Raw genomic sequence first — 26,270 nt, 5'->3', positions numbered from 1 at the left:
TAACTAAAAATGGACACCAAAAGTGGTGCCTAATCCAGATTGGCAAGTGTACGCTGATTTCATGAAAACAGCCTGGATTAACCTATCCAAACAAACTCGCCAATACCCGAAAAATAGACTGGATGCCAAACGAATAAACCATATTTGCCGCTTGTGCGCAATCCCGCCGCCACATCCTGAATTAGCACCTCCGGCAGATCGCTTAACCTCACCGCCGTGGCCTTGAATTCCTCGCTATACCGGTTGATCTTCCTCAGCCCAGCTCTCGCCATCTCACACCTCCAAGCTCGTTAGCTCAGGGTGTCAACTTTATCGGGGGAAGATTGGGGTCGGGTGCATCGCCTGGTTAGGCATCTTTGGGGGCGACGTCTTCTTGCAACAACGTGGTGAGGACGCTTTTGACTTTTTGCTCGATGTCGTCGCGTACGGAGCGAAACTCGTCGAGTTCCATATGCTTTGGGTCTGGAATATTCCAATCTTCGCGTCGCTTGGCGCGGACGAATGGGCACGCATCACCACAGCCCATCGTTGCGACAAAATCATATTCCACATTCGGAATATCGGACAGTGAGTTTGAATGATGTTGCGTAAGATCGTAACCAAGTTCTTGCATTGCAGCGATTGCTTTGAGGTTGATTTGACCGGCAGGACGCGACCCAGCACTGTACGCTTCAATGTGTGTGCCACCGTGAATGCGCGCAAAGGCCTCGGCCATTTGACTACGATTGGCGTTTTCGACGCAGACAAACAGCAGGCGTTTTGGCGTTTGGGCGGTCATTGTGTTCCTTGGGCTTCCGCTGATGTGCAACAACCGGTTTCACGCACACACCGGCAGGCAGAAACAGCAGCAATCGCACCAAGAACAGGTGCGGCCAAATAAATCCATAGGCTTGAAAATTGCAATGAGACGATAGCGGGGCCGAGTGATCGCGCCGGATTCATTGAGGCGCCCGATATCGGGCCAGCAAAGAGGGCTTCCAGTGCAATGACGGCTCCGACAGCGATTCCGGCGGTTAACCCTTTCTCTTTAGCGCCAGTTGATACTCCAAGGATGACGAACATGAGGATGAAAGTGAGGATGAACTCCAGCACAAACGATTGCCAGATGGAATCGGCAGGGATTGTCGTGCCGAGGTTGGCCTGTGTCGAGAAGAGTAAACGGAGCAAACCGCTTGCGAGCAACGCACCGAGGCTTTGACTGGCGATGTACGGCAAGACGAAGCGAGCGGGAAGACGCCGAGCGGCAAAAAAGGCAATCGTGACAGCGGGATTTATGTGTGCGCCAGAGATATCGCCGATGGCGTAGATCATTGCGAGGACAACGAGGCCGAACGTGAGCGCGATACCAACGTGTGAAATGACCCCGCCGCTGATGTCGTTGATGATGATGGCACCCGTGCCGGCAAAGACAAGGCAAAACGTGCCGATCGCTTCGGCGCCGAGTTGTTTGAGCGGTAGTGATGGCATGTGTGTCTTAGATGCCTAACGAACTAAGGTAATCGGCTTGCAAACAGCACGCGCAGCGCCGCTGTTTGCAAGTCCGTGTTCACCGTCGGGTTAGGTGTCATGAAAAATCCTCCAGGTAAATCGGTGTACCCAGCAATTCTATCAACGGCCGATTACCGGCAATTTCCGTTTGGACGCCGTCAATAAATGTCAGGTAGAGCTTTGCACCAACTTTACGTTTAAATGGCAGAGGAATGAGTTCGTGTCTAATACCCCCAACTTCCAAAAATCCTTCGGATATCGTATTGGGCAGCAGTGGCAACGGCGCCGATGCGGTCGCCTCCCACAGAACTAACTTCGCTTCCTGACTCCAGCTCGTGCCGGGGTCTCTGCCTGGTGTCCCCTTTGACTTGTGAACGTAGGCGTGTGAAAAATAGATCATCGCAAGGCCATCCAACAGCTCTATGCGGCTCACGCGGGAATCATGCAACTCTAATGCACTTCGCAATTTCGCGTACTCGCCTCGTCTGACACCTAACGAGGCTGTGCAAAAACCCACTGTGGGGTCGCACATATCAAAAATCGATGGTGCTCTGCCATTCCCTGGTGTCCGATCGATGCTTGTAGGCCGTTCTACGAGGTCGACTTGTCATTCAAACCCAAAAGGTAAATTCAAAGAGTTTTTTTGCACAGCCTCAACGTTCGAAATCAGCGGCGCGCGCTTGCGCGCGTCCGCTCTGGATTGACAGGTTAGAGCGCTCGCTCATCTCAATCTGGCGCAGCTTGGCGAAGATTTGTTCAGGGGTAAATATCTTTTTCGCCATAACGAACTCTTTTCTCACCCAGATTGAAATTATCTATTAACCTGGTACAAAATAAGTCAGTTAGGTCAATTAACAACACTTTCTACATCCAGTCAGTCAATACGACCCCGATCCCGATGGTGTTTTGGCGATGATTATAGTCAATCAGGCTCTCGCCGTAGCCCGAGAACAGTTGCACGTAGCCTTTCAATCTGCTCCAGATCGGGAAGCTCCAACTAAACTGCACCGCGCCGCGGTTGTTATTGACACTCAGATTGTTCCGCAGCAGCAGGGAATAGGTTTGCTCACCCCGTTTGTAGGCGGCGAGCACGTCGCCGTATCCCAGGTAGCTTGAGATATCCGGATTGTCGTCGCTCGAAGTCTTCTCGGGAATTCGCCACCATGGCCTGACCATCAATACGAAACCGCCGCGTTCGTAGCCGAACTGGAGATAGGCCCGGTTCCAACCGCGCTCCAATACCCCGCGGCGGCCGTTCGATTGGTGCACCAGGCCGAAATTGATAAAACGCCCTTTCATTCCGAGCAAATCGTAATCGGTGCGGAACACCAGCATGATTTCGGGCTCGTAATCGGTTTCCCGGAATGCGGGATGCTCCTGGTATGCCTGCCAGTGTGACTGCTGCGTATAGGCGAACCACAGATCGGCACGATCTGAGAACAGATTTTCTGCTATTTTCGTTTTGAAGCTCAGCTGGAACTTGACTTCGGCATGATCCAGCGCCGGTTGCTGCGGCACGGGACCGCTCGACGGGCTGAAGGGCTGGTTGTTCGGCGATGAGCTGTAGCGGACCGGCAGGAAGTAATTCGGTTTATGCGGACGAAGATTGAACGTCCCTCCTTTGGTTTCGTCATCGAGCTCCCAGCGCTGCGCCAATGGCGTAGCTGTGATGGTCTTGGCTATTTGCTCTGCTGCGGACAGTGATTCTGCTTCAGTTGCCGGTGCAGGCAAGTCGGGGGCTTCTTTTGTGAGCGCATCATAACACTTCAAGCGTTCGGCCTCGTCGGCAATCTGCGCGCATTGCGCATAATCAGCAAGCGAAGCGGCCCAAGAACTATTTGCAGTAAATAAAAGAATTGCGATTGAAATTGCTGAGGCGGAATGGGTTGAAGTAATGGCACGCAAGTTCATTGATAAAACTCCTACACCGAGATATGGCTGCTTGCCGGCTCGAATCCGGAGGCGCCGCCGAATATGAAAAAGCTTACCAGGAAGCTGAGGACGGAAATAAAGATGCTGGCAAAGAATGCGGTCCAGAACCCGGAGACCTTGAAGCCGCGCACCAGCGAAGAAACCAGCAGGACCATGAGCGCATTGATAACGAGCAGGAAGAATCCGAACGTAATGACGGTCAACGGCAATGTGAACAGAATAAGAACCGGACGGAGTATCGCGTTGACGAATCCCAGCAGCAGCGCGGAAACGATCAAAGCCGACTTGCTGTCAAATGAAACACCGTGAAAGATATGGCTTGCCACCCACAGCGAAAGCGCAAGAATTCCCCAGTGCAAGAGGAACGGAATCAGATTGTTTAACATATAGGTCTTGATATTTAGAGTTGCTTTGATCTTGTTTCGTGAGAAATAATACCCGAACAAAATGGAGGCCGCAAATGTTGCGCTTAATCAATATCGCCGTAGCCATGGCCCTGACCTTTTCATCTTCGGATCTTTTCGCTGAAGTGAATATGCGCGAAGGTCTTTGGGAAATCACGACCCAGGTGGATTTCAAAAGCCTGCCGCAAGGCTCGCCAACTCTGCCACCGGCCACGGAAACCCGCTGCATCACCAGAAATCCCGCCGCCTAGCAGCACACCTCCGCGCCGCCGGCCTTTTTTTCAATGAGCAATGAGCGAACCCCGGAATAATCTTTCCGGCCCAGCAACCAGGTATCAAACGCCGCACCTTGAATAAGGCTCGGGAATGCAACATCCACAATCCCGTTTTTTGAAAGCTCCGCCGCTTGTACTTTTCCATTGGGCAGCACGCAAGATTTCACGAGGACGAGATGTTCTGCCTTCAAACGCTTGGCAAGCCAGGCGGCGAGGCTGTCGGAAGTCACGTCCCAACTTTGAGGTAAATCTTCGGCGGCGAGGGTTTGGACCGGCGACCAGACCGGTACCTGATTTTTTTGCAGTGCCTTTCGGATTTCAGCTTCGGTGAAAGCCTGTACCAGGCTCTTTTGCAGTTTGCACAGCATGAGGCCGTACTGCTCCATGGCCCGCAACCCCATGGCATGGGCGGCGATATCATCGAAGCCCAATATTTTCTGGGCCTCGCACACCGCGGCGGCAAAAATTCCGCCGCCGGGAACGATGACCACCCGGCCCCGGCCCGCTGCCGCGAGCTCTTTCAGCCAGCGCCTCAAATCGTCGGGATAATTCGCGAGGCTACCGCCGAGCTTAATGACCCACATGATTAGGGTGTCCGCGTTAGAAAGAGCGAAACAAGAAGTTTGGCTTCAGGCAAGGAGCAGCAAAGGTTTACGGCGGAGCCAAACAGTATGTGAGCAAGTAAACCGAGCAGCGACGCAGCATCAAGGCAAAATCCGCAGTTTCGCTAATGACCCACATCGGCCATCAAAATCTGCTCAAGCAGCCGCAGCATAGCCGCGGCTTTGTCGAAAGTTTCCTGGTACTCGTCTTCCATGCGCGAATCAGCGACGATGCCGCCTCCCGCCCAGAAGCGTATGGTGCCCGCGGAATAAACCAGGGTGCGGATGACGATGTTGCTGTCCATGCCGCCGTCAAAGCCGATGTAGCCGATGGTGCCGCAATACACGCCGCGGCGGTGCGGCTCGAGTTCCTCGATAATCTGCATCGCGCGCAGTTTCGGCGCGCCGGTAATCGAGCCTCCCGGAAAACAACCGCGCAGCAAATCCAGCGCGCTTTTGTCTTTTGCCAGTGTGCCGGTCACCGTGCTCACCAGATGATGCACCGTGGCGAAGCCCTCCACCTCAAACAGTTTCGGCACTTTGACCGAGCCGGTTTCACATGATTTGCCGAGGTCGTTTCTCAGCAAATCCACAATCATCAGGTTTTCGGCGCGGTCTTTCTCGCTTTCGCGCAGCGCTTCGGCGAGCGCCGCATCCAGGCGCGGATGCCCGGCGCGCGGCCGTGTGCCCTTGATCGGTTTAGTCTCGACTTGACGGTCCCTGAGTTGGAGAAAACGCTCGGGGGAAGCGCTCAGGATTTGCGCGTAAGGGGTGTTGAGATAAGCGGAAAACGGCGCCGGATTGATGATGCGCAGCGCCTGGTAAGCTAGCCACGGATCGCCTGCGGCGGCGGCGGAAAATCTTTGCGCGAGATTCACCTGGTAGCAATCGCCGGCGCGGATGTAGTCGTGAATACGCTTGAAAGCCTGCGCATAATGCTCGTGCGTGAGGTTGGAAACGATCTTGCTCGTTATCCGGAACGGCGCGCGATGGCGTTCTTCCGCCGGCTGGCTGAAACGCGCCGCCAGCTCATCCCATTTTTTCCGGGTTTCCGGGTCGCGTTCCCCGCTTACCAGACAGCTGCGGCGCGCGTGATGGTCCACCACCAGCGCCCAGTCGTAAATGCCGATAGCCATTTCCGGGAGTTTCTCCGCGTCTTCGGCAATCGCCGGCAGCCGTTCCAGCCGGCGCGCCAGATCATAGCCGAAATAACCCAGTGCTCCGCCGCTGAAAGGCAAACCGCAATGGTTTTCCTGCGCAGGCTCGAGATAGCGCTTAAGCAGGATGAAAGGGTCTTCGGGGGAAAGCTCACTTGCGCCGTTATGGCGTATTTCGGTCACTTTGCCGCGCGTGACCAGCGTGGCATAGGGCTCCGCCACCAGAATATCGTAACGCGATTGCGAGCCGAAGTGCCTGCCGCTGTCGAGAAACACCGCCCACGGCAAATCGGCCACCGCCTCGAACAGTCGGGCGCTGTCTTCGCAATACGGGAGTTCGGCGATGCGCGGCATGAGAGGAACCTCTAATTATGTCCTGCGTGGCTGCGACGGTGGCTTTCCGGGATGGGATGCGCGAAGCGACGCGCCGCCAATGGTGGGCCCCATTGGCAAGCTGAGCGACAAAGCAGACCGCCCGGGAAGGCACCCCGGACTCGGTCTCGCGAAGCGTGGCGCGGGAAGGGGCGCAAGCTGCCGCAAGAGACACCGTTAAACGGGGTGCTCATGCTGCCGCTCCCGCACCCCAAGCTTCGCTGACCGTGTCGCGGCAGCCGTCCCTTGCGGGTTGCGGCAAACTGCGGTGTCTGCATCGTTGCGCTCCTCGGCTTCGTAGCCCGAACTACGACCTTCGTCGCGCGCCTTGCAGCCATCCGCATTTTGACCGCAACGCGGCTCACGAAGGACATAATTAGAGGTTCCCTAATTTTATGCGCCTGCCGCGCTTCTTGCCAGCAGCGCCACTGCCACCGCGGGAGCGCAGCCATTCACCCATTCCGCATCGGACAAACGGGATTGCACCAGGCTCGAAAAATCACGATAGCCGCGGCTGCAGCGCAGAGCCAGCTTCCGCGCCACAAAGCGCCCCACGCCCGCGCCTATCAGCGGCGCCTTGTCGCCGACGACTCCTGAAGACAACTGGCGCACGCAGGCTGCGAGCAGCCGCTGTAATTGCCGCTCAGCGATATAAGCGGCCAAACCTTTCCAGTCCGCGAGCGGCGCGGATTCCAAATCCAGGCCCACCATGCGCGCCAGCCTTCTGGCGCTGCCGCGCACGGTTTTTTCTCCGCCATCCGCCGCAGGCATCTGGTCCGCCGCTTCGGGCAGCTCGCCGCTGAGTCTATAAACATCCGCCATCGTCGCGAACAGTTCCGCCATCACGCCCACCCACTCCCCGGCAAACGGCACGCGGGAGACCGCCGCCATCACCGGCGTGCGCGTAACACCGGCATACACCAGCTCGCCGTAAACCATGCGCCGGTGATCATTGAATCCGCGCGCTTGCACTTTTCCATTCTTGAGCAGGATAAAATCGGTAGTGGTGCTGCCGATGTCCACCAACAGCGCTTCTTTGACCCGGGCAGCGGCGAATGCAGCGCTCGCCAGCCAGTTGGCCGAGGCCACGTCTTCTGCGAGCTTCTTCGCCTGCGCCGGGCGCACAAAACCTTTGCCTCCGGCGAAAACTTTCACGGTCTGCAATTTTTTTTGCGCCAGATTAATAATGGCGGCCACGCCGGCTGCGCGATTGGGAAAGATATCCGCAAGTTCCCCGGTCATGGTGAGAGCGTGCAGCGCATCGGGTTCGTCCAATTGGTTCAGCGCCTCCGACAGCGCCCGCTCAAGATGCGGCAAGCCCTGCCACAGAGGGCAAGGCAGTTGCAGGACTTTATGCACGCGGCCCTTGCCATCGATCAACGCCGCTTTAAGGTGCGCGCCGCCTACATCCCACCCGATGATGGAGTTATCCGGGGTTTTATACGGCATGCGCGGCCTCGATTTCCACATCAACTCTGGACGCGGAAAATTCGGGCAGACGCAGCGGGCTCCGTTCGTCGAGCAGGCGCAACACCAGCGCGGCGGGATTGCAGTTGAGCGCTTGATGCAATCCGGCGTAAGACGTGGTGAGCCGGGGATTGACTTCCATCACCACCACGCCCGTTCCGCTTTGCACCAGATCAATGCCGACATAACCCCACAACCCCGGAATGGCGGCGGTTACACGCTGCGCCAAATCGGCAAATGCACCTTGTGAATCGGGCGCCGCATTGACCTGGCTGCCTAAAAAATGAAAGCTATCGTCCTCGATCACGATGCGCTGGCAATTGCAGCTCAAAAGAAAAGCCTGGCCGGCGCGGCACAATAGGGAAAGGCTCAACGCTTTTCCAGGAATGAACGGTTGCAACACGTAATGCTCCGCACCGGTCGCCCGGGACAGCCAGTGTTGGGCCGCTTGAAGCGTGGAAAACCAATGGGTGTCGCCGCAACCCGCGCCGTCATCGGGTTTCACCACCCAGCCTTCCGCCGTATCGGAAATGCGGTCGGTTACGGCGTGCGTGGGAACCGCGGAAATCCCGTGGCGAGCTAGCCGCCGCGAGGTAGCAAGCTTGCTTGCGGCAAGCCGCACCGCTTCGGGATGACTGCCAAGCAAAATTTTGTCCTGCTCCAGCACAGTGCGGCTCAGGCGCTCCAGAACCCCAGCGGTTTCCGGGGCGATCGGCCACACCGCATCCGCCATTGCCACGCCATCGCGAAAAACAAAAGCCGCTTCTTCAGCGTTTTGCGGAACCAGGACTTTTGCGGGTTGGTTGAGCGCGGGCAGGCGCGGGTCACGGCTGGTGATGATTTCCACATCGGGAATATCGGCCAGGTCGCGCAGCAGCGCCGTGAGCATCACGCCGCCTTCGCGCGCCAGCCGGGCAGGCAGCGCTTGGTCAAGCAGGCCGCCGCCGGTAATATGCTCGTATACGAAGATACGCATTAGAAGCGGTTAAGTAGGGTATGAAAATTATTCCAGTTCTGGATTTAATGCACGGCCAGGTGGTGCGCGCCGATCGCGGCGAGCGCCACGCCTACCGTCCGATTGAATCGCAGTTATGCAAAGGCAGCAACGCGCTCGAAATCGCTTCTGCACTGCTACAACTCCATCCCTTCACTACGCTATACATCGCCGACATCGACGCGATAGAAGGCAACGGCAACAATCTGGCGATCATCGAGAATTTGTGCGCGCGCTTCCCGGCGCTCGAACTATGGGTTGACGCCGGCATTGCCGACCTTGCAGCCCTCGCCGCGTGGCAAAAAAGAAAACTGGGCCATGCCGTCATCGGCAGCGAATCCAGGCCCGATATGAAATTGCTGCGCCGCCTCGGCCAAGACGGCGAGGCGCTTTACCCGCTGCTGTCGCTGGATTTCAAGGGTTCACGTTTCCGCGGCGACGAACAACTCCTCAACCGGACGGAACTCTGGTTTGAGCACGTCATCGCGATGACGCTCTCCCGCGTAGGCAGCGGCGCAGGGCCGGATCTCGCGTTGCTGCGTTCGATACAGCGCCGCGCCCCGCAAAAAAAATTCTACGCCGCGGGCGGCGTGCGCGATGCGCGCGACCTTGAATCCCTAAGGCAAGCAGGCGCGCGCGGCGTGCTGCTCGCCCGCGCCCTGCACGAGCGCCGCCTCACGCCGGGCGAGCTTGCCGCATGGGCTGCCGTCACCGGAGCAACGGGCGCGCCGTGAGCGGCTTGCCCACGCCCGCCCGCACCCCGACTTACTTCGGAGAGAACGGGTGCTTGACCGTGCCTTTCTTGGCCACGACGTCGGCGGCCTTGGGCTCGCGGGCAACTGCGCGCTTAATGGATTCCTTGGTGGCCTGGTAGTTGTAGTCGTGAATCTTCTTGTCGTCCTCCGCCAGCCAGTGGATGAACACGCCGACGCAAATGAATACGTCATCGGCTTCGTTCGCCGGAATGGTGCCGTCCTGCACGCAATCCGCCACCGCCATCGCCACCGCGTGTTGCGCCGGGCCGAACATCTGCACCGCCTGTTTGGCGCCCTTGATGGTCACCTTGTTGAACAGGATGGTGTTCGGCTTAGTCGCCAAGTTCGGCGCCACCAACGCGAGTAGCGAGGTAAAGCCGTCCTTTTGGTTGGTCAGCGCACTGCAGAACGCCGCTTCCACGGCGCTGCCGCGCGGCCCCATGATAAGGTCGACGTGGGCCACTTCATTGCCTTCGCCGACCAGTGATTCTCCAACGAGCACACGATCAATTTTAGCCATTTTGCCTCTCCTTAGTTTGGCTGGTTAAACGGTGAAACACTACTCCGAAACCTCAGCGGCGGCCGCCCTCCTAGGCGCCAACATGCTGGGGTTTCGTTTTACCACGGTGCGAGGCGAGCTTCGCCTCGCTGCCGGTAAAGCTTTTTTGCAATAAATCCTGCAAACGTAATGCAAGCAGGCTCGCCACGCTCAAATCCGCCGAGGTGCCGGGATTGATCCCGTCGTGCTTGAGCTCCGCGTCGAACGCGCTCAATTCCGCCTGCAAGTCGCGCGGCGCGCAGCCGCTTTGCAACTTCGCATCAAAAGCCGCGGCCCTGGCGCTCACCTCGCGCGCCACCGCCCGCCCGAACTTGCGCTCGACATGACTGTCGGGGAAACGCGCCAGCCAACCCAGATAGACGGCGAGCATCGCGGCTTCCTCGTCACCCCATCGGCTGAGCGCTGCCTTTACCCGCAATACGCCAAACTCAAACACATCGGCAAAGCCGTTGGCATACTGGCGGGCGATAGAGTCCCTGTCTTTCGCTTCCTGCATCGCCGCAAGCAGCGTCACTTGCGGCGTTTCATTTACATCATAACGCGCGCTGTTGCCCAGGCCGCCCGGCACGGCCAGGCGGATCGCCCGGTAAGCCCATTCGGCATCCTTTTGCGTCAATTCGCGCAACACGCGCTCAACGCGACGCTGCAATTTGCGCTCGTCTGAGGCTGATTGCGCAGCGTGAATAAGCGGCGCGCATAGCAGAACGATGCCAAGATTGGTGTTGCAACCGACCTTTTCCCGCGTAGCTTCGACCGCGCGCAAAATTCGCTCGCCAACGGTCAAGCCGGCTGCGGCAACAGGTACCGCCGCGGCTTGTGCGCTGACCAGAAACTGCTGTGCGGTCATGCCGTGGCCGGCGCTCATCACGCTCACATTGCCCGGCTTGAAAGCGCGCACTTCTAGCTCACACGCCCGGACAAACGCTTTGGCCAGTTTGGCGGAGGAAATCGTTCTTAGCATACCATTTCCATGCTTGCTTGCGGCAACCGGCGCGACAACAGGTCGTCCGCCAGGCATTGTGCCAGATTGAATTCGCACACCCCTTGCAAGCCGCGCCAGGCCGGGATGCTGTTGACTTCAATCACCCACAGCCGTCCGTCGCGGTCGCGCATCAGGTCCACTCCGGCATAATCCATGTCCACGGCGCGCACTGCATCCTGCGCCAGCTTCTGCAGGGTTTGATCCAACTCTATTTTCTCACAGGCGCCGCCCTGCGCAACATTGTTGATCCAAGTGGCGCCGCGGCGCACCATCGCCGCGCGCGCGGCTCCGTTTATCACCAGCACGCGGAAGTCCTGCCAGTTGCCCGCGCCGCAGTCGATAAAGCTTTGCAGATAAGCGACACCCTCGTATTCGCCCAAATCCGGTATGTCCATGCCGCTTTGCAGGCGGCGCAAGCCCACGCCCTGCGAGCCGAACAGAGGCTTCAGCACCAGCTCGCGTCCTGCTGCGGTTTCTCGCATCAGAATCGCGCGCGCCTGCGCCGCCGACTCGCACACCCAGGTGGGCGGAGTGGGAATGCCGGCGTGCTGCAGCAGGAAACTGGTCATCGCCTTGTCCACGCTTCTTTCAATCGCGCGCGCATCGTTGTACACCGGCACGCCAAGCTCGCGCAGCGCGTGCAGGATATCCAGCCGCAGAATCACCTGCTCCAGCGTGCCGCCGGGCACGCCGCGCACAAATACCCCGTCCGGAAGATTCGGTGCGTAGCCCGGCATCACTACGGAAGTGCGCGCATGCGCCAGATCGAAATGGCAGCGGGTGAGCGACACATAGCGCGATTCACAGCCGCGTTCGGCGAAAGCGAGCCGCAGCTGTTTGCCATGCCAGCCCGGCTCGTCGGTGATGATGGCGATGCGCCTAGTCATTCTTATTCCCCAATGACGCTTTAAGCAGTTCCGGATTGAATTTTCCGCCGCTGAAGCTTTTGCCGCTTTTCAATACGCTCACCGTCACCCGCGCCGGAGCAAACAGCATCGAATCAATCTTGTAAAAATCGTATTGATAATCCTTGAAAATCTGTGCGAAGCGCCTGCCGTAATCCCGCGAGGAGGAACTGGGTAATTTCTCCGCAAGCTGGCGCGCTTCATCATCACTACAGTCAACAAACAGCTGCACCTGCGCGCCGAACAGAATCGCGTCATTGCTGCGTCCCATAGCCTCGAGAAAATCCGCTGCCGGCGGCGGCAGCGGCGCGCTCCCCGCGCCATCCACGATATGCTGCAAGGGGAAACCCAGCGCATGCGCCTTGTGCAGCGCCACTTCCAGCGAACGCGCCACGATCTGCACTATGCCGGCGAGACTGCGCGTCGGCGTCAGTATAAAAATCAGATGCTCGGCGGCAACCCCGCAGTCGCGCATCACTTTTTCCTCGATTTCAGGCGGCGGCGCCTTGTCCACTTCCAAAACCAGGCAGGTGCTGTCGGCCTGGTCGCGATAACCAAGCTCTCCAAACAATTCCTCTTTGCAGGCCAGCGAGCGGCCGGGACCGGAACCCAGGGCGTGAAACGCGCCCTTGCCGCTGCCGTGGGACAGACTCCAGCCGGCGTATTGGCTGCCCAGGCAGGCGAGCACCGGATTGCCGGTGTGAACATTGATCGAAAGCGGGCCCGCGCCAGGCTGCACACTGACGGTGCCCAATCCGCCGAGGCAGATTTCAGCGATGCGTCTTCCGGCTTCGATGCCGCCCGGATGCCGAATGCCGGCGTCCACCACCGTGCAGCCTCTGCTGCTGCGCTCGACACCCAGCCGCAGCGCCTTCGCATCGCCAAGCAAGGCTTCGGTCAACGGCGAAGCCAAACGATTGACGCTCGGCCAGCCCGCTGCCTGGGCGTGCAGCACTGTGTGGTCGGCGACAGACCGGACGGCGCTCATGCCGCTTCCTTTCTTAAGGCGCGCACCAGCAGCATCCGCCGCTCCTGCAAAAGACGTTTCACCTGCGACGAGGAGGCACCTTCCGCATGCACCATGCACACCGGCGCGCCGGGCGCGAATTCGCTGCCCGCCTGCGGGATATCGCTCGCCCATTCCGGAAATTTCAGATTCGCAGGAATGCTGAACGCCTGCTCGGCATACACCACGGCATGGGCGCGGATAATTTTGCGCGCAAGCTGCGGCGGCTCCGGCAAGCGCCCCTCGCACGCCAGCAGGTGCCAGGCGAACAGGCCTTGCGCATAATCCGCGTCGTACAAATCCATGGTCGCGCAAGGCCGCGGATTGACTTCGAGCACGCTGTAATGATCGCCGCATAAAAGAAAATCCATGCCGTTCAAACCTGCCAATCCCGTTTCTGCCACCAGCAGATTGAGTTTCGTCACGATTTCCGCGCGCAGCGCCTGCGGCGGCTCGGCGTGATTGACAGCGCCGGCATAGCGGAAAGGCGAGCCAGCGCTCACGGTCCATTGTTCGTTGAAGCCAATAATGTGCGCTTCTTTGCCGTTGGCGAGAAAAGTCACCGACATGCTGCGACCGGATTCGAGGCGCTGGTAATAATGTTGCGAATCCGCCACCGTGCCCGCCGCGAGCAGTACATGGCCGCCGCCGTTGCCGCCGGTTTTCTTGGAAAGCCATCCTCGCGCCTTGCGCGGCGGCTGCAGGCTCACTTCCGGATGCGGAATCGCCAGCCGATCAAGCAGCGGGAAAAACCGCGCGGGATCCTTGAGCAGCGCCACTATTTCCGGTGTGTTGCCGTACAGGCGCCGTGCGTGCGCCAGCTGACGCAACAGTTCCGGGCGGTCTTCAAAACCCGAGCCCTCAATGAGCCCGGCGCAAGCTTGAACGGGGCACAACTCTTTCGCGGCTTTGAGCAAGGCTTTGGCATCGAAGCTTTCGTTATGCGCGACCACCGCCCGGGCTCGCGTTGCTACGCGCCGCGTGTCCACATCGTTATACAAGTCGAGCACCACCACCGGCAGCTGCGCGCGGCTTGCGGATTGCGCCAGCGCCCGGCCGGTCAATGCGGCGATTAAATACGCTTTCTCAGCTGACATGTTTTCGCGCCAAAGCAAATGCATCGCGGAAATCCAGATAGAGGGGTTTCTCGGTGTTTAGCATCGCCTCAAATAACTTGCGCTGCACCTGGTATTTCACATTGCCGATGGCAAGTGCGCCGATGCCGACCGCTTTACCGGAGCCCGCGGCAAACGGCACGCTGTCATCCATCACGTCCACGCCTTCGATGCCGGTGGGAGGTACGGCGTTGACATCCGCCGCCACCAAAAGCTTTTTGGCGTGCGCCAATTCCTTCTGGCTCAACACCCGCACGCCCGCTTTGGCGGTGGCAAGCACCACTTCGACGTTGGGAATGATGGCCATCTTGCCTTGTTCAGAGCTCGCATCCACCGGTTCGGTCTTCGCGCCGTAGCGCGCATTCGCCGTTTCCGCGGACACCCGCGCTCGGACCGCGCTCGAGTGGCTGGCGATGCGCACCTTGGCGCCGGCGCCGGAGGCGAGCACCGCCGCCGCCATGCCCACCGGCCCGGTGCCGCCCAGCACCAGCACTTCGCAACCTTTCAGCCCGCGGCGATGCGTTTTTTTCAATTGTCTTTCCACTGCCGCCACCATCGCCGCCGCGGTGGTGAAAGCGCCGGAAGGGTCGGCAAAAACCGACACTTCGAACGGCGGCACCATGGCATTCTTCGCCGCATCCAGCATGTCCGCCGCCATGCCGATCTCCCGCCCGCCAATGAAAATGCCGGTGCGCTTCACGCCCGTGGGGCCGCGCGAGAAAATCGCGTCCTGCGTCAGCGCCGCGACCTGGTCGAGCGTGACGTTGCTGTAAGCCATCACCGCGTTATAGCCTGCGTCATACGCCATGTTGACGTCAAAAGGGCTTACATTCGGGGTGGGTGTGAACATGTGCAACAAATGCGGTTTCTGCATAGCCTTCCCTAGAATTATTTTTTAAGCCGTGCCGGTCTTGACGCTACGCTGTTGCAGCAGCACTTCACCACCATGGTTGCGCGCCGCGCAAACGCGAAAGCGCAGCCGGCGTTCCTGGCCCCAGCGCGCTTCCGTCTCGCGCATCAGCGCTGCCGCGTTCGTTTCCGAATCCACCACCGCGAAACCGGTCGGCCCCCACGAGCTCTGGCCCAGGCAAGCGACGCCCTGCGTTTCCAGCCAGGCCAGCACCTCGCTCACCTTGCGGCTCGCGTAGCGGCCGCCCTGCACCGGCGCGAAATGGTCGCCCACCATCTGCTGCACTTCGGTCACGGCCTTGCCGAATTCCTGCAGATTGGCCTCCACCAATGCCGGCATGACATGCATCAGCACCAGCCGGCATAAGTGCGCCGCACTGGCTTCCGGAAACGACGGCAAGGTGCGAAAAGCGTTGGTTTCCTCGGCGCCATGCAATCCCTGCGCCTGCAAATCGAAAACCAGCAGGATGCGCCACTGCGGCGGAAACGCGATGCGGCTGGTAATCCGCGGCGGCTCGTCGCCTTGGCGGCCGCCGTCAATCAAAAAACCGCCCTGATCAAACGCGCCGATGCCGATGCCGGAGCGGCAGCCGCGACCCAGTGCTGCCGCGATTTCCCGCGCGCCGAAGTTAAGCTGGTAAAGCCGCGCCACGGCAATGCCAGCGGCAATCGCAAGCTGCGTGCCCGAACCCAAACCCACATGTTCGGGAATCGCCTGCACTACCGCCATGCGCACCGCGCCGCGCAAACCCAGCTTTTGCTGCAGACAGCGCAGTACGCTCATGACGCGCTGTGTTTGCGCGCCTTCCACCGAAAAGCTTTCCGCGCGCTCGGCGTAGATGCGGGTGCTGAAACCGTCGAGCGTGAGCCCCAAGCTGCCGAAGCGCCGGCCGGTTGCACCATTCAAATCCATGAAACCCAGATGCAAGCGCGCCGGGGCTTCCACCACTACGCTCTGGGCTTCTTTATCGGCGTTCAGCAAGCCGTTCATTATCATGTGATTTCAGCCTGAAAAATTCAGCAACTATCATGCCATTCGGTTTTTGCATTGTATTTCAAGCCGGTCGCGGCGGCCCAAGGTGTTTGTTGCGACGCGCGCGGAGCAGTATGTCACTTTCGCAGTGCCTGGTGTGATGCGCTGCAATGTTCCGCGCGTTGAACGTATATGCTTAATATATAGCAAAAATCCCTTGTGCAGCGGACAAATCGCCGCAGCCGGGGCGCCTACCCATAAAGCGCGCGCGATGGCATAGTATGTGCCTGTGGGCTCTAATGATCATTTACTCAATCCTGCAATGATGCAAAAAACCTCTTCAGCCGTGCGCGACGAAGTGCCGTGCCCGTTTTGCGGGCTCGCCTGCGACGACCTGCGCATCGATGTGAGGCGGCTGGACGTTTTGGCCAACGGCTGCGAGCTTTCCCGCGCAAGTTTTGCTTTATTCAATACGCCCAAGACCGCCGCCCCGCGGATCGCGGGAAAGACCGCCACGCTGGCTGAAACTGCCGCTGAAGCCGCGCGGTTGCTGCGCCCGTCACGGCAGCCGCTATTCGGCGGTTTGGGCACTGATGTCGCGGGAATGCGCGCATTGCTTCAGCTCGCCGACCGCTGCGGCGCGGTGGTGGACCACATGGACAGCGCTTTTTTGATGCGCAACGTCCTGGCGCTGCAGGACAGCGGTTGGCTGACCACGACTTTGAGCGAAATAAAAAACCGCGCCGATTTGCTGATACTGGCCGGCACCGACGTAGTCAGCCGCTTCCCGCGCTTTTTTGAGCGCTACGTCTGGAACCGCGATTCATTGTTCGAGCATGGAAAGCGTGAAATCGTCTATCTCGGCCGCGGGCTCAACGTGCAAGCGGGCGTTTCTCCCGACGGGCGCAAGCCCGAAGTTATTGATTGTGATGTTGCACGCCTCGGCGAATTCGCCGGCGCGCTGCGCGCGCTCGTTGCCGGTAAAACCCTGCAGGCCGGCAAAATCGCGGACGTGCCGCCGGTGGAACTGCAAAAGCTGGCCTCGCGCATGCAAAACGCGCGTTACGGCGTGCTGGTATGGTCGGCCGCCGATTTTGATTTTCCTCACGCCGAGCTGGCGGTGCAAAGCCTGTGCGAACTCATCAAGGATTTGAACCGCGCCACCCGCTTCTCGGGCTTTCCGTTGGGCGGCAATGAAGGCGGCATGACCGCCAGCCAGGTCTGCGCCTGGCAAAGCGGCTATCCGGCGCGCATCGGTTTCGGGAGCGGCCATCCCGAATATGATCCGCACCATTTTTCGGCTCCGCGCATGCTGGAAACGGGCGAAGCGGATTTTCTGCTTTGGGTTTCTAGTTTCAACTCCAAACGGGTTCCGCCCGCAAGCCAGGCGCCCACCGTGGTCCTAGGCTGCAACGGCATGGTCTTTAAAAAAGAACCGGATGTTTACATTCCGGTGGCGACACCGGGGATAGATCATGCCGGGCACATCTACCGCACCGACAACGTGGTGGCGCTGCGCTTGCGCAAGCTGCGCCAAAGCGCTTTGTCCAGCGTGGCGGAAGTGGTCACAGCAATCGAAAAGGCTGTCTAACCGCCGAGGCGCTGAGGCACAGAGAAAGATTTAATTGTTTTATATAGAATCGCAAAAATAAAAAAATGTGAATTGATTTTCTTCGCGTCTCTGCGTCTCTGCGGTTCGAATTTTTTGCAAACATGTTAATAAAACTCACCGGCGGAAAAATCTACGACCCGGCCAACCAGATAAACGGCGAGGTGCGCGATCTGTTTGTGCGTGACGGCAAGATGGCTGGCGCGCCGGACCGCGATGAACACATAGCCCGCGAATACAATCTTTCCGGAAAAATCGTCATGGCCGGCGCCATTGACCTGCATACTCACATCGGCGGCGGCAAGGTCAACATCGCGCGCGTCATGCTGCCGGAAGACCATCGTGGCGATGCCGTTGCGCGCACGCCGCTCACCCGCTCCGGCTGCGGTCATGCCGTGCCGTCTACACTCACCACCGGCTACCGCTACGCCGAAATGGGCTACACTTCATGCTTCGAGCCCGCCATGCTGCCGGCCAACGCGCGCCAGGCGCACATGGAAATGGGCGATACGCCCATCGTCGACAAAGGCGCGTATGCGATGCTGGGAAGTGACGATTTTCTGCTGCGCATGCTCGCGGCCAAATCCGATCAGAAAGCCATCAACGATTACGTAGCCTGGACGCTGCACGCCGCGCAGGCCATCGGTATCAAGGTGGTGAATCCCGGCGGGATTTCCGCATTCAAGTTCAACCAGAGAAAACTCGACGTGGACGAACCGAATGCGCATTATCAAATCACACCGCGGCAAATTCTGAAAACGCTGTCGCGGGCGGTTTACGATTTGGGTGTGCCGCATCCGCTGCATGTGCACGCGAGCAATCTAGGCGTGCCGGGCAACGTGGACACCACGCTGGAGACGATGCAGGCGGCGGAAGGCCTGCCGATCCACCTCACTCACATCCAGTTTCACAGCTACGGAACTGAAGGCGACCGCAAGTTCTCCTCCGGCGCGGTGCACATTGCCGAAGCCATCAACCAAAACAAAAATGTCTCCGCCGACGTCGGGCAAATCATGTTCGGGCAGACCGTCACCGCTTCGGGCGACAGCATGGCGCAGCACCGTAATGCGCCGCTCGGCAATCCCAAGAAATGGGTGGTGATGGACATCGAATGCGACGCCGGCTGCGGCGTAGTGCCGTTTAAATATCGCGACAAGAATTTCGTCAACGCCCTGCAATGGGCGATTGGGCTGGAAATTTTTTTGATGGTCGAGGACCCGTGGCGGATTTTTCTCACCACCGACCACCCGAACGGCGCGCCGTTCGTGAGCTACCCGCACCTCATCCGGCTGCTGATGGACAAAAGCTTCCGCAACGAAAAGCTGGCCGGCGTCAACCCGGATGCCGCGGCGCTCTCGACTCTGGGCAGCCTCAGCCGCGAATACTCTTTATATGAAATCGCAATCATGACCCGCGCCGCGCCGGCGAAAATCCTGGGCCTTTCTGATCGCGGACATCTCGGCGCAGGCGCCGCCGCCGACATCACCGTCTACAGCGAGGACGCGGACAAGGAAAAAATGTTCACCAAGCCCGATTACGTGTTCAAGGACGGGGAGCTAGTCGCGCAAAACGGTAAAATCATCAAAGTCACCTGGGGCAACACGCATGTGGTGAAACCGGAATTCGACAACAGCATCGAGAAAGAGCTCAAACCGTATTTCGAGCGCTATCAAACCCTGCGCATGGACAATTTCAAGATCAGCGACGAGGAAATGGGCGAGTGCGGGCATGGCAACAAACTCTTGCTGCATCCCTGCCGGAAAAACGGGTAAACCCTTTTACCGCGGAGGACGCAGAGGAAGCAGAGGAAGCAGAGGAAACCTTGCATAAATTTTCATGGTTTTGTTTTCCTCCGCGTCCTTTGCGACCTCTGCGGTGAATGCTTTGCAGTTAATACTTTTATGATCATTAACGGCATCACTATAGACGACACTTTTGCAGAGGCCTTCGGCATGAAGGCGACGCGCGTCATCATCACCGCGCACAATTTGAAATGGGCATACCACGCGGCGCTCGCGGCGACCGGCTTCGCCACTTCGGTGATCGCCTGCGGCTGCGAGGCGGGTATCGAGCGCAAGCTCGAGCCCAATGAGACACCCGACGCCCGCCCCGGCGCCGCGATATTGCTGTTTGCAATGTCCGGCAAGGAACTGGCGAAGCAATTGGAGCGGCGCATCGGCCAATGCGTGTTGACCAGCCCCACCAGCGCGGCGTTCGCGGGAATCCTTGACGGCGAGCCGCTGCCGCTGGGCAAAAACCTGCGTTACTTCGGCGACGGATTTCAATCTTCCAAGCTCATTAACGGCAAGCGCTACTGGCGTATTCCCGTGATGGACGGCGAATTCCTGTGCGAGGAAACCACCGGCATGGCAAAAGCGGTGGGCGGCGGCAATTTCCTGATACTCGCCGAATCGCAGGCGCAGGCGCTCGCTGCCGGCGAGGCGGCAATTGAAGCAATGCGCAAGGTGCAAAACGTCATCATGCCCTTCCCGGGAGGCATCGTGCGCTCCGGCTCCAAGGTCGGCTCCAGATACAAGACGCTCATAGCTTCGACCAATGATGCGTTCTGCCCCACCATCCGCGGGATCACAAAATCCGAATTGTCCGAAGGCATCGAAGCGGTGCTGGAAATCGTGATTGACGGCTTGACCGACGCCGATGTGCGCAACGCCATGCAAGCCGGAATGCAAGCGGTGTGCGAATTGGGAAGCAAAAAAGGCATACGCCGCATTTCCGCCGGCAATTACGGCGGCAAGCTCGGCCAGTTTCACTTCAAGCTGCGCGAGATCATGTCATGAGCCCGCTGACTTTGACCTTGAAAGAAATTCCGCGGCAGCGGGTGGACCTTTCGCCGCTCACGCCCGAGGCTCTGGCCGGAATGAATCGTAATGAAATCACTGCTTTAGAACTATCGAGCGGCAACCGTAAAATTCGCGTGGCTGAATTGTTCGAATTAAGCGGCGAGGATGCGGGAAACCTCATTATCAAAAACAGTTGCGATAAGCTCGACCGCATCGGCCAAGGCATGAGCAGCGGCAGCATACAGGTCCGCGGCAATGCAGGCACGTATCTGGGTCTGGGCATGAAAAACGGGGCGATCAATGTGCACGGCCATGCCGGTGTTTTTGCCGCGAGCGGCATGAAAGGCGGCCTGATTTGCATTCACGGTGACGCTGGCGATTTTCTTGCTGCGGCAATCCCCGGCGACCGGCACGGCATGAAAGGCGGCACGGTCATTATCACCGGCAGCGCCGGCGACCGCGTGGGCGATCACATGCGCCGAGGCAACGTGCTCATCGAAGGCAATGTGGGTAATTATTGCGGCTCGCGCATGCTGGCGGGAACGATTGCGGTGCTAGGCAAAGCCGGGAGTTTTACCGGCTACGGCATGAAGCGCGGCACGCTGCTCCTTTCCAGCGTCCCCGCCATGCCCGCCACTTTTAATGACTGCGGCGTGCACGACCTCAATTACCTGCCGCTCTTGATTAAATCGTGGCAATCGCTTGACAGCAAATTCGCCAAATTGACACCGCACGCCCGCGTGCGCCGCCACATGGGCGATCTGGCCAGCGCAGGCAAAGGCGAGATTCTCGTCTTTGTAAATTGACACCCCGTGCCGCCTCAAACAGAATTACCCTTTAAAACCGTTTATTCCATTCACACCGTGCGCGGTCAACGTGCCCGGCTTTTCTTATGCCTTCCGAACCACACTACCGCGGCCGCTTTGCCCCTTCGCCCACCGGGCCGCTGCATTTCGGTTCGCTGGTCGCGGCAGTGGGCAGTTTTTTGGAAGCCAAGGCGCACCAAGGCGAATGGCTGGTGCGCATCGAAGATCTCGATCCGCCACGCGAAGAGCCCGGCGCCAGCGACGAGATTCTGCGCGTGCTCGAAGCCTGCGGCATGTACTGGGACGGCGAAATCGTTTACCAGAGCGCGCGCCATGACGCGTATCACGCCGCATTGCACAACCTGCAGCAGCAAGGTCTGATTTACCCGTGCGCGTGCAGCCGCCACGAAATCGCCGATTCGGCGGTGGAAGGCACGGACGGGCCGGTCTATCCCGGCACCTGCCGCAACGGCCTGCCCAAAGACAGAACGGCGCGCTCCTTGCGGGTGCGCACCGACAAGCGGGCAATCGAATTCAGCGACGCTCTGCAAGGATGCATCAAGCAGCATCTGGAAAAAGAAATCGGCGATTACGTGCTTTATCGCGTGGACCGGGTTTACGCTTATCAGCTCGCGGTGGTGGTGGATGACGCGGAGCAGGGAATTACTCACGTGGTGCGCGGCGCGGATCTGCTGACTTCGACGCCGCGGCAGATTTACCTCCAGAAACTTCTGGGCCTGCCCACGCCGTACTATCTGCATCTGCCGGTGGCGCTCGACAGTTCCGGCAAAAAACTCAGCAAGCAAACTTACGCACCCGCAGTGGGCCTGGGGCAGGAAATGCCCTGGCTTTACCACGCATTGCGCTTCCTCGGGCAAAATCCGCCGCCCAGGCTGGCCAAGGCCAGTCTTGTCAGCTTCTGGGAGTGGGCGGTATTGCACTGGGACGCCAAAAAAATTCCACAAGCGCGCGCATTGCAGGCGCATTAGAACCCGCTCATCATGGCCAACAAGACCTTTGGCTTAACCGACACCGTTTACAGCTATCTCCTGTCGGCGTCGCTGCGAGAGCCGCAAATCTTAAGCAGACTGCGCAGGGAAACAGCCAAATTGCCCGACAGCCGCATGCAAATTGCTCCGGAACAGGGCCAATTCATGGCGCTGCTCATAAAGCTGATGAGCGCGAAAAAATGCATAGAAATCGGCGTTTTCACCGGCTACAGCTCCCTGTGCGTCGCCCTTGCCCTTCCGCAAGATGGCAAAATCATCGCCTGCGACGTGAGCGAGGAGTGGACGCAAATCGCGCGCCGTTACTGGAAAGAAGCGGGGGTGACGGAGAAAATCGAGCTGCGCCTGCAACCTGCGCTGAAAACGCTGGATGCGCTGCTTGAGGAAAACCAGTCGGGAACGTTTGATTTCGCCTTCATTGACGCCGACAAGGAAAACTACACCGCTTATTACGAGCGCTGTTTGAAATTGCTGCGACCGGGCGGATTAATCGCGATTGACAACACCTTGTGGTCGGGGCGCCTGGCCGAACCGGCTAACCGCGAAGCGGATACACTTGCGTTGCGCGAATTCAACGAGAAACTGCACAGCGACACCCGAGTCGCGCTTTCGCTTCTGCCGGTTGCCGACGGATTGACACTGGCGCTTAAAAACTGATCCCGAGCAGAAACGCCCCGAGCAGCCACATGCAAGACAACGGCGACAAAGTACGCATCGATAAATGGCTGTGGGCGGCGCGCTTCTACAAAACCCGTGCGCTCGCGGCGGGCGCGGTCGAAGGCGGCAAGGTGCGGCTGGACGGCGCGCGGGTGAAACCCTCGAAAACGCTGCGCCCGGGCGATGCACTGGAAATCCGCCAGGGGCCTTACCGCTACAGCATCATGGTGCGGGAGTTATCCGATCGCCGGGGATCTGCGGCACTAGCCTCCCAGCTTTATGCAGAAAATGAAGAAAGCAAAAAAGCCCGGGAGCAGCTTAAAGCCCAACTGCAGATGCAATCGCGTCCGTTCCACAAAGGTCGCCCCACCAAGAGGGCACGCCGCCAGTTGCAGAAATTCACCGATTACTATCGTTAGTCAACACAACTGGGTGTTGGCAAAGTCAATCATCGAGGCCGGGCTGATATAAGCCCTGAAGCAGAGATAAATAATGCCGGTCGCCACCACCAGCGATACTACCCACAACAGAGTTTTTTGCAATTGCGTCATTTCTTCACCAGGGTTTCATCTTAAAACTCGTGGTTTGATATGACAAGTGTGACAAAATTCACAAAAATGACTGTAAACGGTGTAGAGTACGGCGCGTTATTCGCCTTGGCGCCCCGCCTTAAATCTCAACAGGAGACCCATGATGTTTAACAAAAGCATTTTAGCTATTGCACTGGCTGCCGTCTTTGCGGTTGCCGCGCCTGCCAGCTTCGCAGCGGATAACGACGTGAAGCAGGATCGGCAGGACATCCGCCAGGACACTCGCGACATCCGCAGTGACAGGCGCGATATCAATTCAGACAAGCGCGACATCCGCGAAAACCAGCGCGACCGCAACAAGGAGGTGCGCGAGCGCAACCGCGACCGCCGTGAATTGCGCGAAGCCAAGCGCGAGGGCAACCAGGCCGAAGTAGCCAAGGAAAAAGCGGAACTCAAGGAAGACAACGCCGATATCCGCAAGGATCGCAAAGATTTGCGCGCCGACAAGAAAGACCTGCACAAGGACCGGCATGACCGCCGTCACGACCGGCGTGAACTGCACAAAGACAAGAAGGAATCGCAGGAAACCAAAAACTGAAGCAAGCTTAAGTGAAATAAAAAACCCGGCCTCACGCCGGGTTTTTGTTTGCCGGAATTTTTAGGGCTTGAACAATGTTTCCGCGTTGCGGTAAGCGATATTTTCCGCCACCTCGCGCGGCAATTGGGCAAGCCACTGCCGTGTAGTTTGTGCAATCAACGGCAAATCGCGCCAGCGGGAAGCGGTCCAGGTATCCGTCCCGATCAGGAACCGTGTCGGGTAACGCAGAAACAGTCCCCGCCAGCCTGCATCCAGTTTTCCGTCAGGCGCGATATCGTCGCGCGAGGAAAGCTCCACCCACAGGCCGGGATAACGCTCCAGCATGTTGCCGACCGTTGTGGGCATACTGGTCAATCCGGCGTGCGCCCAAAGGATTTTCGCCCGGGGCTGCTGCCGGAACAATTCCTCCACCACTTTCTCATCCGAGTGAGCATGCAGCATCAGGTTTTTTTCCACTGCCAGCGCGACAATGCGCCTGACCACCGGCGTATCGACCTCTCCGGAAAACAAATGGAATTCGCCTATGCCGCGGTAAACATTGTGCTTGAGCCGTTCCTCGACATAGGCGAGGATCGCGGGGTCCTTGAACCAGGTGCGCAAATCAGACTGCGTGCGGTAAGGGCGCAGGAATGGCACGACGCGCCGCGGATCGGATTCATAAAGCTTGAGCGTCCCGTCATCCGGCGTGCTCGAAACCAGCGCCTGCTGCACACCCGCCTGTTCCAGGATTTGCAGCGCTTTCGCGGGCGGGTATTCCTCCCAGACATCGCGGTTGTAATGAATGTGTGCGTCGAACAACGGCAACTCGTCCCCCGCTGATGCGGTGACGACGTAAATGCAAAACCAAAGCGCCCCTACAAGTTCACTTTTCATCCGCTCTGCTGCTCTTCCCACTGGAATCCCAGCGCGACGACACCCTGCTTCAGAAATTGCATGGCTTCCGGCACCCGCATTACATCACCGCGCACGCCCAGCTCGATCTGATAATTTTTCTCGGCAAGATGCGGCAGGCTGAAGAGCTTTAATTCCGGAAAGCGCGCGACGCAGTCGTTCATCAGATCTAAAAGCAAACTTTCCCTCGCGCCATGCACGAGAATCGCCTGCTCGGAAATTTGCGTCCGATGCTGCAAATACAGGTAATGCGCATCCAGCACCCATTCCAGCATCGGCCAGGCCATTTCCGGAAAGCCCGGCAGGAAATGATGGTGGTTTAGACTGAAACCCGGCACGCGGTTGTAGGGATTGGGAATGATGCGGCTGTCCTGAGGGAGATCTGCCATCAGCACGCGTTTGGGGTATGCGGCTTCGCCAAACTGCGCCACGATTTCTGCAAGCGCATCGGGATGGCGGTAGAGCTCCACGCCAGCGGCTTTCGCAGCGCAGCGCCGGGTGTGGTCATCTGGCGTAGCGCCGATGCCGCCAAAAGAAAACACAATATCGGGAGTGGCGAGGGTGCGGCGCAAGGTGGCGGTGATGAGCTGCGGGTCGTCGCCCAAGTACTGGCACCAGCTCAACTCCAGTCCACGCTCCCCCAGCGTTTTGACGATTTGGCCGAAATGTTGGTCCTGGCGCTTGCCGCTCAGGATTTCATCGCCAATGATGATGGCGCCGAAATGCGTCATCCCATTATGTAGCTCTCGAGCTGCTTGATGATGTATTCGCGCTCGGAAATCGCTTCCTTCACCAGGTCGCCGATGGACACCACACCGATGAGCCGGTCACCCTCGTAAACCGGCAAATGCCGGACGCGCTTGTCGGTCATCAGCGCCATGCATTCGTCCACGGTTTGCGTGGTGTTCACGTAGACAATTTTGCTGGTCATGATATCGCTGACGTGGATTTCCTTGGAGGATTTGCCGTGCAGAATCACCTTGCGTGCGTAGTCGCGCTCGGAGATGATACCCACCAGTTTGTCCGCCTCCATCACCAGGAGCGCGCCGACTTCTTTTTCCGCCATCAGCTTGAGCGCATCATACACGGTGGCGTCTGGCGAAATGGAGAGAATACCATGGGTTTTGCTCTGCAAAATTTGCTTTACAGTTTTCATGCTGGGCTCCCGGTTTAACAAGACACGCAGGCAATCAATCCTATTATAGCCAGTTCGTTCGATAGTAGAAGGCTAGATTATCAACAAATTTTCGGTTCGCTTCAGCGCCCTAAAACCATACAGCGGGCTGGCCCGACTGCTTCATGTTCAATATCATATTGCCGGAAACTTTTTTTGATGCGGAGAATATCATCGTATGCATGCACTAACCCGGGTTGTGTGCTTATGCTTATCTTTTTTCAATTTCGAAAAAGGAGTCAAAAGATGACCAAGCAGATGACCGTACCTGTTGTTCTTGCTGTTGCACTGGCGTTGGCTTC

31 protein-coding genes are annotated in these 26,270 nt (G+C 58.5%); 10 read left to right on the top strand and 21 right to left on the bottom strand.

The window, feature by feature from the left end:
* Positions 1–346: 346 nt before the first annotated feature.
* From VHE58_05550 to VHE58_05525, 6 genes are all read right to left on the bottom strand, one after another.
* A complete protein-coding gene (locus tag VHE58_05550; protein ID HVS26747.1) occupies positions 347–778 on the bottom strand; it encodes an arsenate reductase ArsC in 432 nt (143 codons plus the stop codon).
* Positions 775–1,467, bottom strand: coding sequence for an MIP family channel protein (locus VHE58_05545; protein HVS26746.1), 693 nt, complete (start codon positions 1,465–1,467; stop codon positions 775–777). Before VHE58_05545 ends, VHE58_05550 begins: the two co-directional genes overlap by 4 nt.
* Positions 1,468–1,564: 97 nt before the next feature.
* Positions 1,565–1,921: a hypothetical protein gene (locus tag VHE58_05540; protein ID HVS26745.1), complete on the bottom strand. Its 357-nt coding sequence runs from the start codon at positions 1,919–1,921 to the stop codon at positions 1,565–1,567.
* Positions 1,922–2,141: 220 nt separating this feature from the next.
* Entirely contained in the window at positions 2,142–2,270 is a 129-nt protein-coding gene (locus VHE58_05535) for a hypothetical protein (GenBank protein ID HVS26744.1), read from the bottom strand.
* A gap of 82 nt (positions 2,271–2,352) precedes the next feature.
* Positions 2,353–3,399 carry a phospholipase A gene (locus VHE58_05530; protein HVS26743.1) on the bottom strand — a complete coding sequence of 349 codons (1,047 nt, stop codon included), beginning with the start codon at positions 3,397–3,399 and terminating at the stop codon, positions 2,353–2,355.
* 11 nt (positions 3,400–3,410) lie between these two features.
* The gene (locus VHE58_05525; protein HVS26742.1) at positions 3,411–3,806 is read right to left on the bottom strand and encodes a phage holin family protein; all 396 of its coding nucleotides are present in this window, start codon (positions 3,804–3,806) and stop codon (positions 3,411–3,413) included.
* Positions 3,807–3,880: 74 nt separating this feature from the next.
* Between VHE58_05525 and VHE58_05520 the strand changes: the two genes are divergently transcribed.
* A complete protein-coding gene (locus VHE58_05520; GenBank protein ID HVS26741.1) occupies positions 3,881–4,075 on the top strand; it encodes a hypothetical protein in 195 nt (64 codons plus the stop codon).
* On the opposite strand, the gene VHE58_05515 is transcribed toward VHE58_05520, so the two are convergent.
* The 4 genes from VHE58_05515 to VHE58_05500 form a co-directional block, all read right to left on the bottom strand.
* A complete protein-coding gene (locus tag VHE58_05515; protein ID HVS26740.1) occupies positions 4,072–4,683 on the bottom strand; it encodes an aspartate kinase in 612 nt (203 codons plus the stop codon). The two genes, VHE58_05520 and VHE58_05515, sit on opposite strands and share 4 nt — an antisense overlap.
* Before the next feature lie 143 nt (positions 4,684–4,826).
* Positions 4,827–6,212 carry an aminodeoxychorismate synthase component I gene (gene pabB, locus VHE58_05510; GenBank protein HVS26739.1) on the bottom strand — a complete coding sequence of 462 codons (1,386 nt, stop codon included), beginning with the start codon at positions 6,210–6,212 and terminating at the stop codon, positions 4,827–4,829.
* A 411-nt stretch (positions 6,213–6,623) separates the two neighbouring features.
* Positions 6,624–7,679 (bottom strand): hydantoinase/oxoprolinase family protein, encoded by a 1,056-nt coding sequence (locus tag VHE58_05505; protein ID HVS26738.1) that lies wholly within the window; start codon positions 7,677–7,679, stop codon positions 6,624–6,626.
* A complete protein-coding gene (locus tag VHE58_05500) occupies positions 7,669–8,673 on the bottom strand; it encodes an ATP-grasp domain-containing protein (protein HVS26737.1) in 1,005 nt (334 codons plus the stop codon). Before VHE58_05500 ends, VHE58_05505 begins: the two co-directional genes overlap by 11 nt.
* Before the next feature lie 20 nt (positions 8,674–8,693).
* Between VHE58_05500 and VHE58_05495 the strand changes: the two genes are divergently transcribed.
* Positions 8,694–9,425 (top strand): HisA/HisF-related TIM barrel protein, encoded by a 732-nt coding sequence (locus VHE58_05495; GenBank protein HVS26736.1) that lies wholly within the window; start codon positions 8,694–8,696, stop codon positions 9,423–9,425.
* Between the two features lie 31 nt (positions 9,426–9,456).
* Here the strand turns inward: VHE58_05495 and fae are convergent, their stop codons facing one another.
* From fae to VHE58_05460, 7 genes are all read right to left on the bottom strand, one after another.
* Positions 9,457–9,966 (bottom strand): formaldehyde-activating enzyme, encoded by a 510-nt coding sequence (gene fae / locus VHE58_05490; protein HVS26735.1) that lies wholly within the window; start codon positions 9,964–9,966, stop codon positions 9,457–9,459.
* A 70-nt stretch (positions 9,967–10,036) separates the two neighbouring features.
* Positions 10,037–10,966 (bottom strand): triphosphoribosyl-dephospho-CoA synthase, encoded by a 930-nt coding sequence (locus VHE58_05485; GenBank protein ID HVS26734.1) that lies wholly within the window; start codon positions 10,964–10,966, stop codon positions 10,037–10,039.
* Entirely contained in the window at positions 10,960–11,874 is a 915-nt protein-coding gene (locus VHE58_05480) for a RimK family alpha-L-glutamate ligase (GenBank protein ID HVS26733.1), read from the bottom strand. Before VHE58_05480 ends, VHE58_05485 begins: the two co-directional genes overlap by 7 nt.
* Entirely contained in the window at positions 11,867–12,880 is a 1,014-nt protein-coding gene (gene mch / locus VHE58_05475) for a methenyltetrahydromethanopterin cyclohydrolase (protein HVS26732.1), read from the bottom strand. Before mch ends, VHE58_05480 begins: the two co-directional genes overlap by 8 nt.
* Positions 12,877–13,995, bottom strand: a complete 1,119-nt coding sequence (locus tag VHE58_05470; protein HVS26731.1) for an ATP-grasp domain-containing protein — start codon at positions 13,993–13,995, stop codon at positions 12,877–12,879. Before VHE58_05470 ends, mch begins: the two co-directional genes overlap by 4 nt.
* Positions 13,985–14,887, bottom strand: coding sequence for an NAD(P)-dependent methylenetetrahydromethanopterin dehydrogenase (locus VHE58_05465; protein HVS26730.1), 903 nt, complete (start codon positions 14,885–14,887; stop codon positions 13,985–13,987). Before VHE58_05465 ends, VHE58_05470 begins: the two co-directional genes overlap by 11 nt.
* A 21-nt stretch (positions 14,888–14,908) precedes the next feature.
* Positions 14,909–15,913 (bottom strand): beta-ribofuranosylaminobenzene 5'-phosphate synthase family protein, encoded by a 1,005-nt coding sequence (locus VHE58_05460; GenBank protein HVS26729.1) that lies wholly within the window; start codon positions 15,911–15,913, stop codon positions 14,909–14,911.
* A gap of 304 nt (positions 15,914–16,217) precedes the next feature.
* Here VHE58_05460 and VHE58_05455 point away from each other — a divergent pair, with 304 nt between their 5' ends.
* From VHE58_05455 to VHE58_05425, 7 genes are all read left to right on the top strand, one after another.
* Positions 16,218–17,486, top strand: a complete 1,269-nt coding sequence (locus tag VHE58_05455) for a formylmethanofuran dehydrogenase subunit B (GenBank protein ID HVS26728.1) — start codon at positions 16,218–16,220, stop codon at positions 17,484–17,486.
* A 122-nt stretch (positions 17,487–17,608) separates the two neighbouring features.
* Complete coding sequence (locus VHE58_05450; GenBank protein HVS26727.1) at positions 17,609–19,276, top strand: formylmethanofuran dehydrogenase subunit A; 1,668 nt, start codon at positions 17,609–17,611, stop codon at positions 19,274–19,276.
* 129 nt (positions 19,277–19,405) lie between these two features.
* Positions 19,406–20,302 carry a formylmethanofuran--tetrahydromethanopterin N-formyltransferase gene (gene fhcD, locus VHE58_05445; protein ID HVS26726.1) on the top strand — a complete coding sequence of 299 codons (897 nt, stop codon included), beginning with the start codon at positions 19,406–19,408 and terminating at the stop codon, positions 20,300–20,302.
* On the top strand, positions 20,299–21,111 hold the full coding sequence (locus tag VHE58_05440; protein HVS26725.1) for a formylmethanofuran dehydrogenase subunit C: 813 nt from the start codon (positions 20,299–20,301) through the stop codon (positions 21,109–21,111). Before fhcD ends, VHE58_05440 begins: the two co-directional genes overlap by 4 nt.
* A gap of 86 nt (positions 21,112–21,197) precedes the next feature.
* Positions 21,198–22,100: a tRNA glutamyl-Q(34) synthetase GluQRS gene (gene gluQRS, locus VHE58_05435; protein HVS26724.1), complete on the top strand. Its 903-nt coding sequence runs from the start codon at positions 21,198–21,200 to the stop codon at positions 22,098–22,100.
* Positions 22,101–22,112: 12 nt separating this feature from the next.
* Complete coding sequence (locus tag VHE58_05430; protein HVS26723.1) at positions 22,113–22,775, top strand: class I SAM-dependent methyltransferase; 663 nt, start codon at positions 22,113–22,115, stop codon at positions 22,773–22,775.
* 29 nt (positions 22,776–22,804) lie between these two features.
* Positions 22,805–23,194 (top strand): S4 domain-containing protein, encoded by a 390-nt coding sequence (locus VHE58_05425; GenBank protein ID HVS26722.1) that lies wholly within the window; start codon positions 22,805–22,807, stop codon positions 23,192–23,194.
* Here the strand turns inward: VHE58_05425 and VHE58_05420 are convergent, their stop codons facing one another.
* A complete protein-coding gene (locus VHE58_05420; protein HVS26721.1) occupies positions 23,195–23,326 on the bottom strand; it encodes a hypothetical protein in 132 nt (43 codons plus the stop codon).
* Positions 23,327–23,465: 139 nt separating this feature from the next.
* On the opposite strand from VHE58_05420, the gene VHE58_05415 reads away from it, so the two are divergent.
* Positions 23,466–23,903 (top strand): hypothetical protein, encoded by a 438-nt coding sequence (locus tag VHE58_05415; GenBank protein HVS26720.1) that lies wholly within the window; start codon positions 23,466–23,468, stop codon positions 23,901–23,903.
* Between the two features lie 60 nt (positions 23,904–23,963).
* On the opposite strand, the gene VHE58_05410 is transcribed toward VHE58_05415, so the two are convergent.
* From VHE58_05410 to VHE58_05400, 3 genes are read right to left on the bottom strand one after another with little or no spacing between them, the layout of a single operon-like run.
* Complete coding sequence (locus VHE58_05410; GenBank protein ID HVS26719.1) at positions 23,964–24,776, bottom strand: amidohydrolase family protein; 813 nt, start codon at positions 24,774–24,776, stop codon at positions 23,964–23,966.
* Positions 24,773–25,525: a molybdopterin-binding protein gene (locus tag VHE58_05405; protein ID HVS26718.1), complete on the bottom strand. Its 753-nt coding sequence runs from the start codon at positions 25,523–25,525 to the stop codon at positions 24,773–24,775. Before VHE58_05405 ends, VHE58_05410 begins: the two co-directional genes overlap by 4 nt.
* Positions 25,522–25,950, bottom strand: coding sequence for a CBS domain-containing protein (locus tag VHE58_05400; protein ID HVS26717.1), 429 nt, complete (start codon positions 25,948–25,950; stop codon positions 25,522–25,524). The genes VHE58_05405 and VHE58_05400 overlap by 4 nt, the downstream gene beginning before the upstream one ends.
* Positions 25,951–26,270: the final 320 nt, after the last annotated feature.

This window comes from Burkholderiales bacterium (genome assembly GCA_035543335.1).
Lineage (GTDB): Bacteria > Pseudomonadota > Gammaproteobacteria > Burkholderiales > JAHFRG01 > JAHFRG01.
The sequence above is the reverse complement of the archived record's forward strand: the minus strand, read 5'-3'. Positions and strand labels throughout refer to the sequence as shown.

Excerpts from the sequence above, each read along its gene's own strand:
- VHE58_05550 (HVS26747.1), bottom strand. The coding sequence starts at position 778 with ATGACCGCCCAAACGCCAAAACGCCTGCTGTTTGTCTGCGTCGAAAAC.
- VHE58_05545 (HVS26746.1), bottom strand. The coding sequence starts at position 1,467 with ATGCCATCACTACCGCTCAAACAACTCGGCGCCGAAGCGATCGGCACG.
- VHE58_05535 (HVS26744.1), bottom strand. The coding sequence starts at position 2,270 with ATGGCGAAAAAGATATTTACCCCTGAACAAATCTTCGCCAAGCTGCGC.
- VHE58_05530 (HVS26743.1), bottom strand. The coding sequence starts at position 3,399 with ATGAACTTGCGTGCCATTACTTCAACCCATTCCGCCTCAGCAATTTCA.
- VHE58_05525 (HVS26742.1), bottom strand. The coding sequence starts at position 3,806 with ATGTTAAACAATCTGATTCCGTTCCTCTTGCACTGGGGAATTCTTGCG.
- VHE58_05520 (HVS26741.1), top strand. The coding sequence starts at position 3,881 with ATGTTGCGCTTAATCAATATCGCCGTAGCCATGGCCCTGACCTTTTCA.
- VHE58_05515 (HVS26740.1), bottom strand. The coding sequence starts at position 4,683 with ATGTGGGTCATTAAGCTCGGCGGTAGCCTCGCGAATTATCCCGACGAT.
- pabB (HVS26739.1), bottom strand. The coding sequence starts at position 6,212 with ATGCCGCGCATCGCCGAACTCCCGTATTGCGAAGACAGCGCCCGACTG.
- VHE58_05505 (HVS26738.1), bottom strand. The coding sequence starts at position 7,679 with ATGCCGTATAAAACCCCGGATAACTCCATCATCGGGTGGGATGTAGGC.
- VHE58_05500 (HVS26737.1), bottom strand. The coding sequence starts at position 8,673 with ATGCGTATCTTCGTATACGAGCATATTACCGGCGGCGGCCTGCTTGAC.
- VHE58_05495 (HVS26736.1), top strand. The coding sequence starts at position 8,694 with ATGAAAATTATTCCAGTTCTGGATTTAATGCACGGCCAGGTGGTGCGC.
- fae (HVS26735.1), bottom strand. The coding sequence starts at position 9,966 with ATGGCTAAAATTGATCGTGTGCTCGTTGGAGAATCACTGGTCGGCGAA.
- VHE58_05485 (HVS26734.1), bottom strand. The coding sequence starts at position 10,966 with ATGCTAAGAACGATTTCCTCCGCCAAACTGGCCAAAGCGTTTGTCCGG.
- VHE58_05480 (HVS26733.1), bottom strand. The coding sequence starts at position 11,874 with ATGACTAGGCGCATCGCCATCATCACCGACGAGCCGGGCTGGCATGGC.
- mch (HVS26732.1), bottom strand. The coding sequence starts at position 12,880 with ATGAGCGCCGTCCGGTCTGTCGCCGACCACACAGTGCTGCACGCCCAG.
- VHE58_05470 (HVS26731.1), bottom strand. The coding sequence starts at position 13,995 with ATGTCAGCTGAGAAAGCGTATTTAATCGCCGCATTGACCGGCCGGGCG.
- VHE58_05465 (HVS26730.1), bottom strand. The coding sequence starts at position 14,887 with ATGCAGAAACCGCATTTGTTGCACATGTTCACACCCACCCCGAATGTA.
- VHE58_05460 (HVS26729.1), bottom strand. The coding sequence starts at position 15,913 with ATGAACGGCTTGCTGAACGCCGATAAAGAAGCCCAGAGCGTAGTGGTG.
- VHE58_05455 (HVS26728.1), top strand. The coding sequence starts at position 16,218 with ATGATGCAAAAAACCTCTTCAGCCGTGCGCGACGAAGTGCCGTGCCCG.
- VHE58_05450 (HVS26727.1), top strand. The coding sequence starts at position 17,609 with ATGTTAATAAAACTCACCGGCGGAAAAATCTACGACCCGGCCAACCAG.
- fhcD (HVS26726.1), top strand. The coding sequence starts at position 19,406 with ATGATCATTAACGGCATCACTATAGACGACACTTTTGCAGAGGCCTTC.
- VHE58_05440 (HVS26725.1), top strand. The coding sequence starts at position 20,299 with ATGAGCCCGCTGACTTTGACCTTGAAAGAAATTCCGCGGCAGCGGGTG.
- gluQRS (HVS26724.1), top strand. The coding sequence starts at position 21,198 with ATGCCTTCCGAACCACACTACCGCGGCCGCTTTGCCCCTTCGCCCACC.
- VHE58_05430 (HVS26723.1), top strand. The coding sequence starts at position 22,113 with ATGGCCAACAAGACCTTTGGCTTAACCGACACCGTTTACAGCTATCTC.
- VHE58_05425 (HVS26722.1), top strand. The coding sequence starts at position 22,805 with ATGCAAGACAACGGCGACAAAGTACGCATCGATAAATGGCTGTGGGCG.
- VHE58_05420 (HVS26721.1), bottom strand. The coding sequence starts at position 23,326 with ATGACGCAATTGCAAAAAACTCTGTTGTGGGTAGTATCGCTGGTGGTG.
- VHE58_05415 (HVS26720.1), top strand. The coding sequence starts at position 23,466 with ATGATGTTTAACAAAAGCATTTTAGCTATTGCACTGGCTGCCGTCTTT.
- VHE58_05410 (HVS26719.1), bottom strand. The coding sequence starts at position 24,776 with ATGAAAAGTGAACTTGTAGGGGCGCTTTGGTTTTGCATTTACGTCGTC.
- VHE58_05405 (HVS26718.1), bottom strand. The coding sequence starts at position 25,525 with ATGACGCATTTCGGCGCCATCATCATTGGCGATGAAATCCTGAGCGGC.
- VHE58_05400 (HVS26717.1), bottom strand. The coding sequence starts at position 25,950 with ATGAAAACTGTAAAGCAAATTTTGCAGAGCAAAACCCATGGTATTCTC.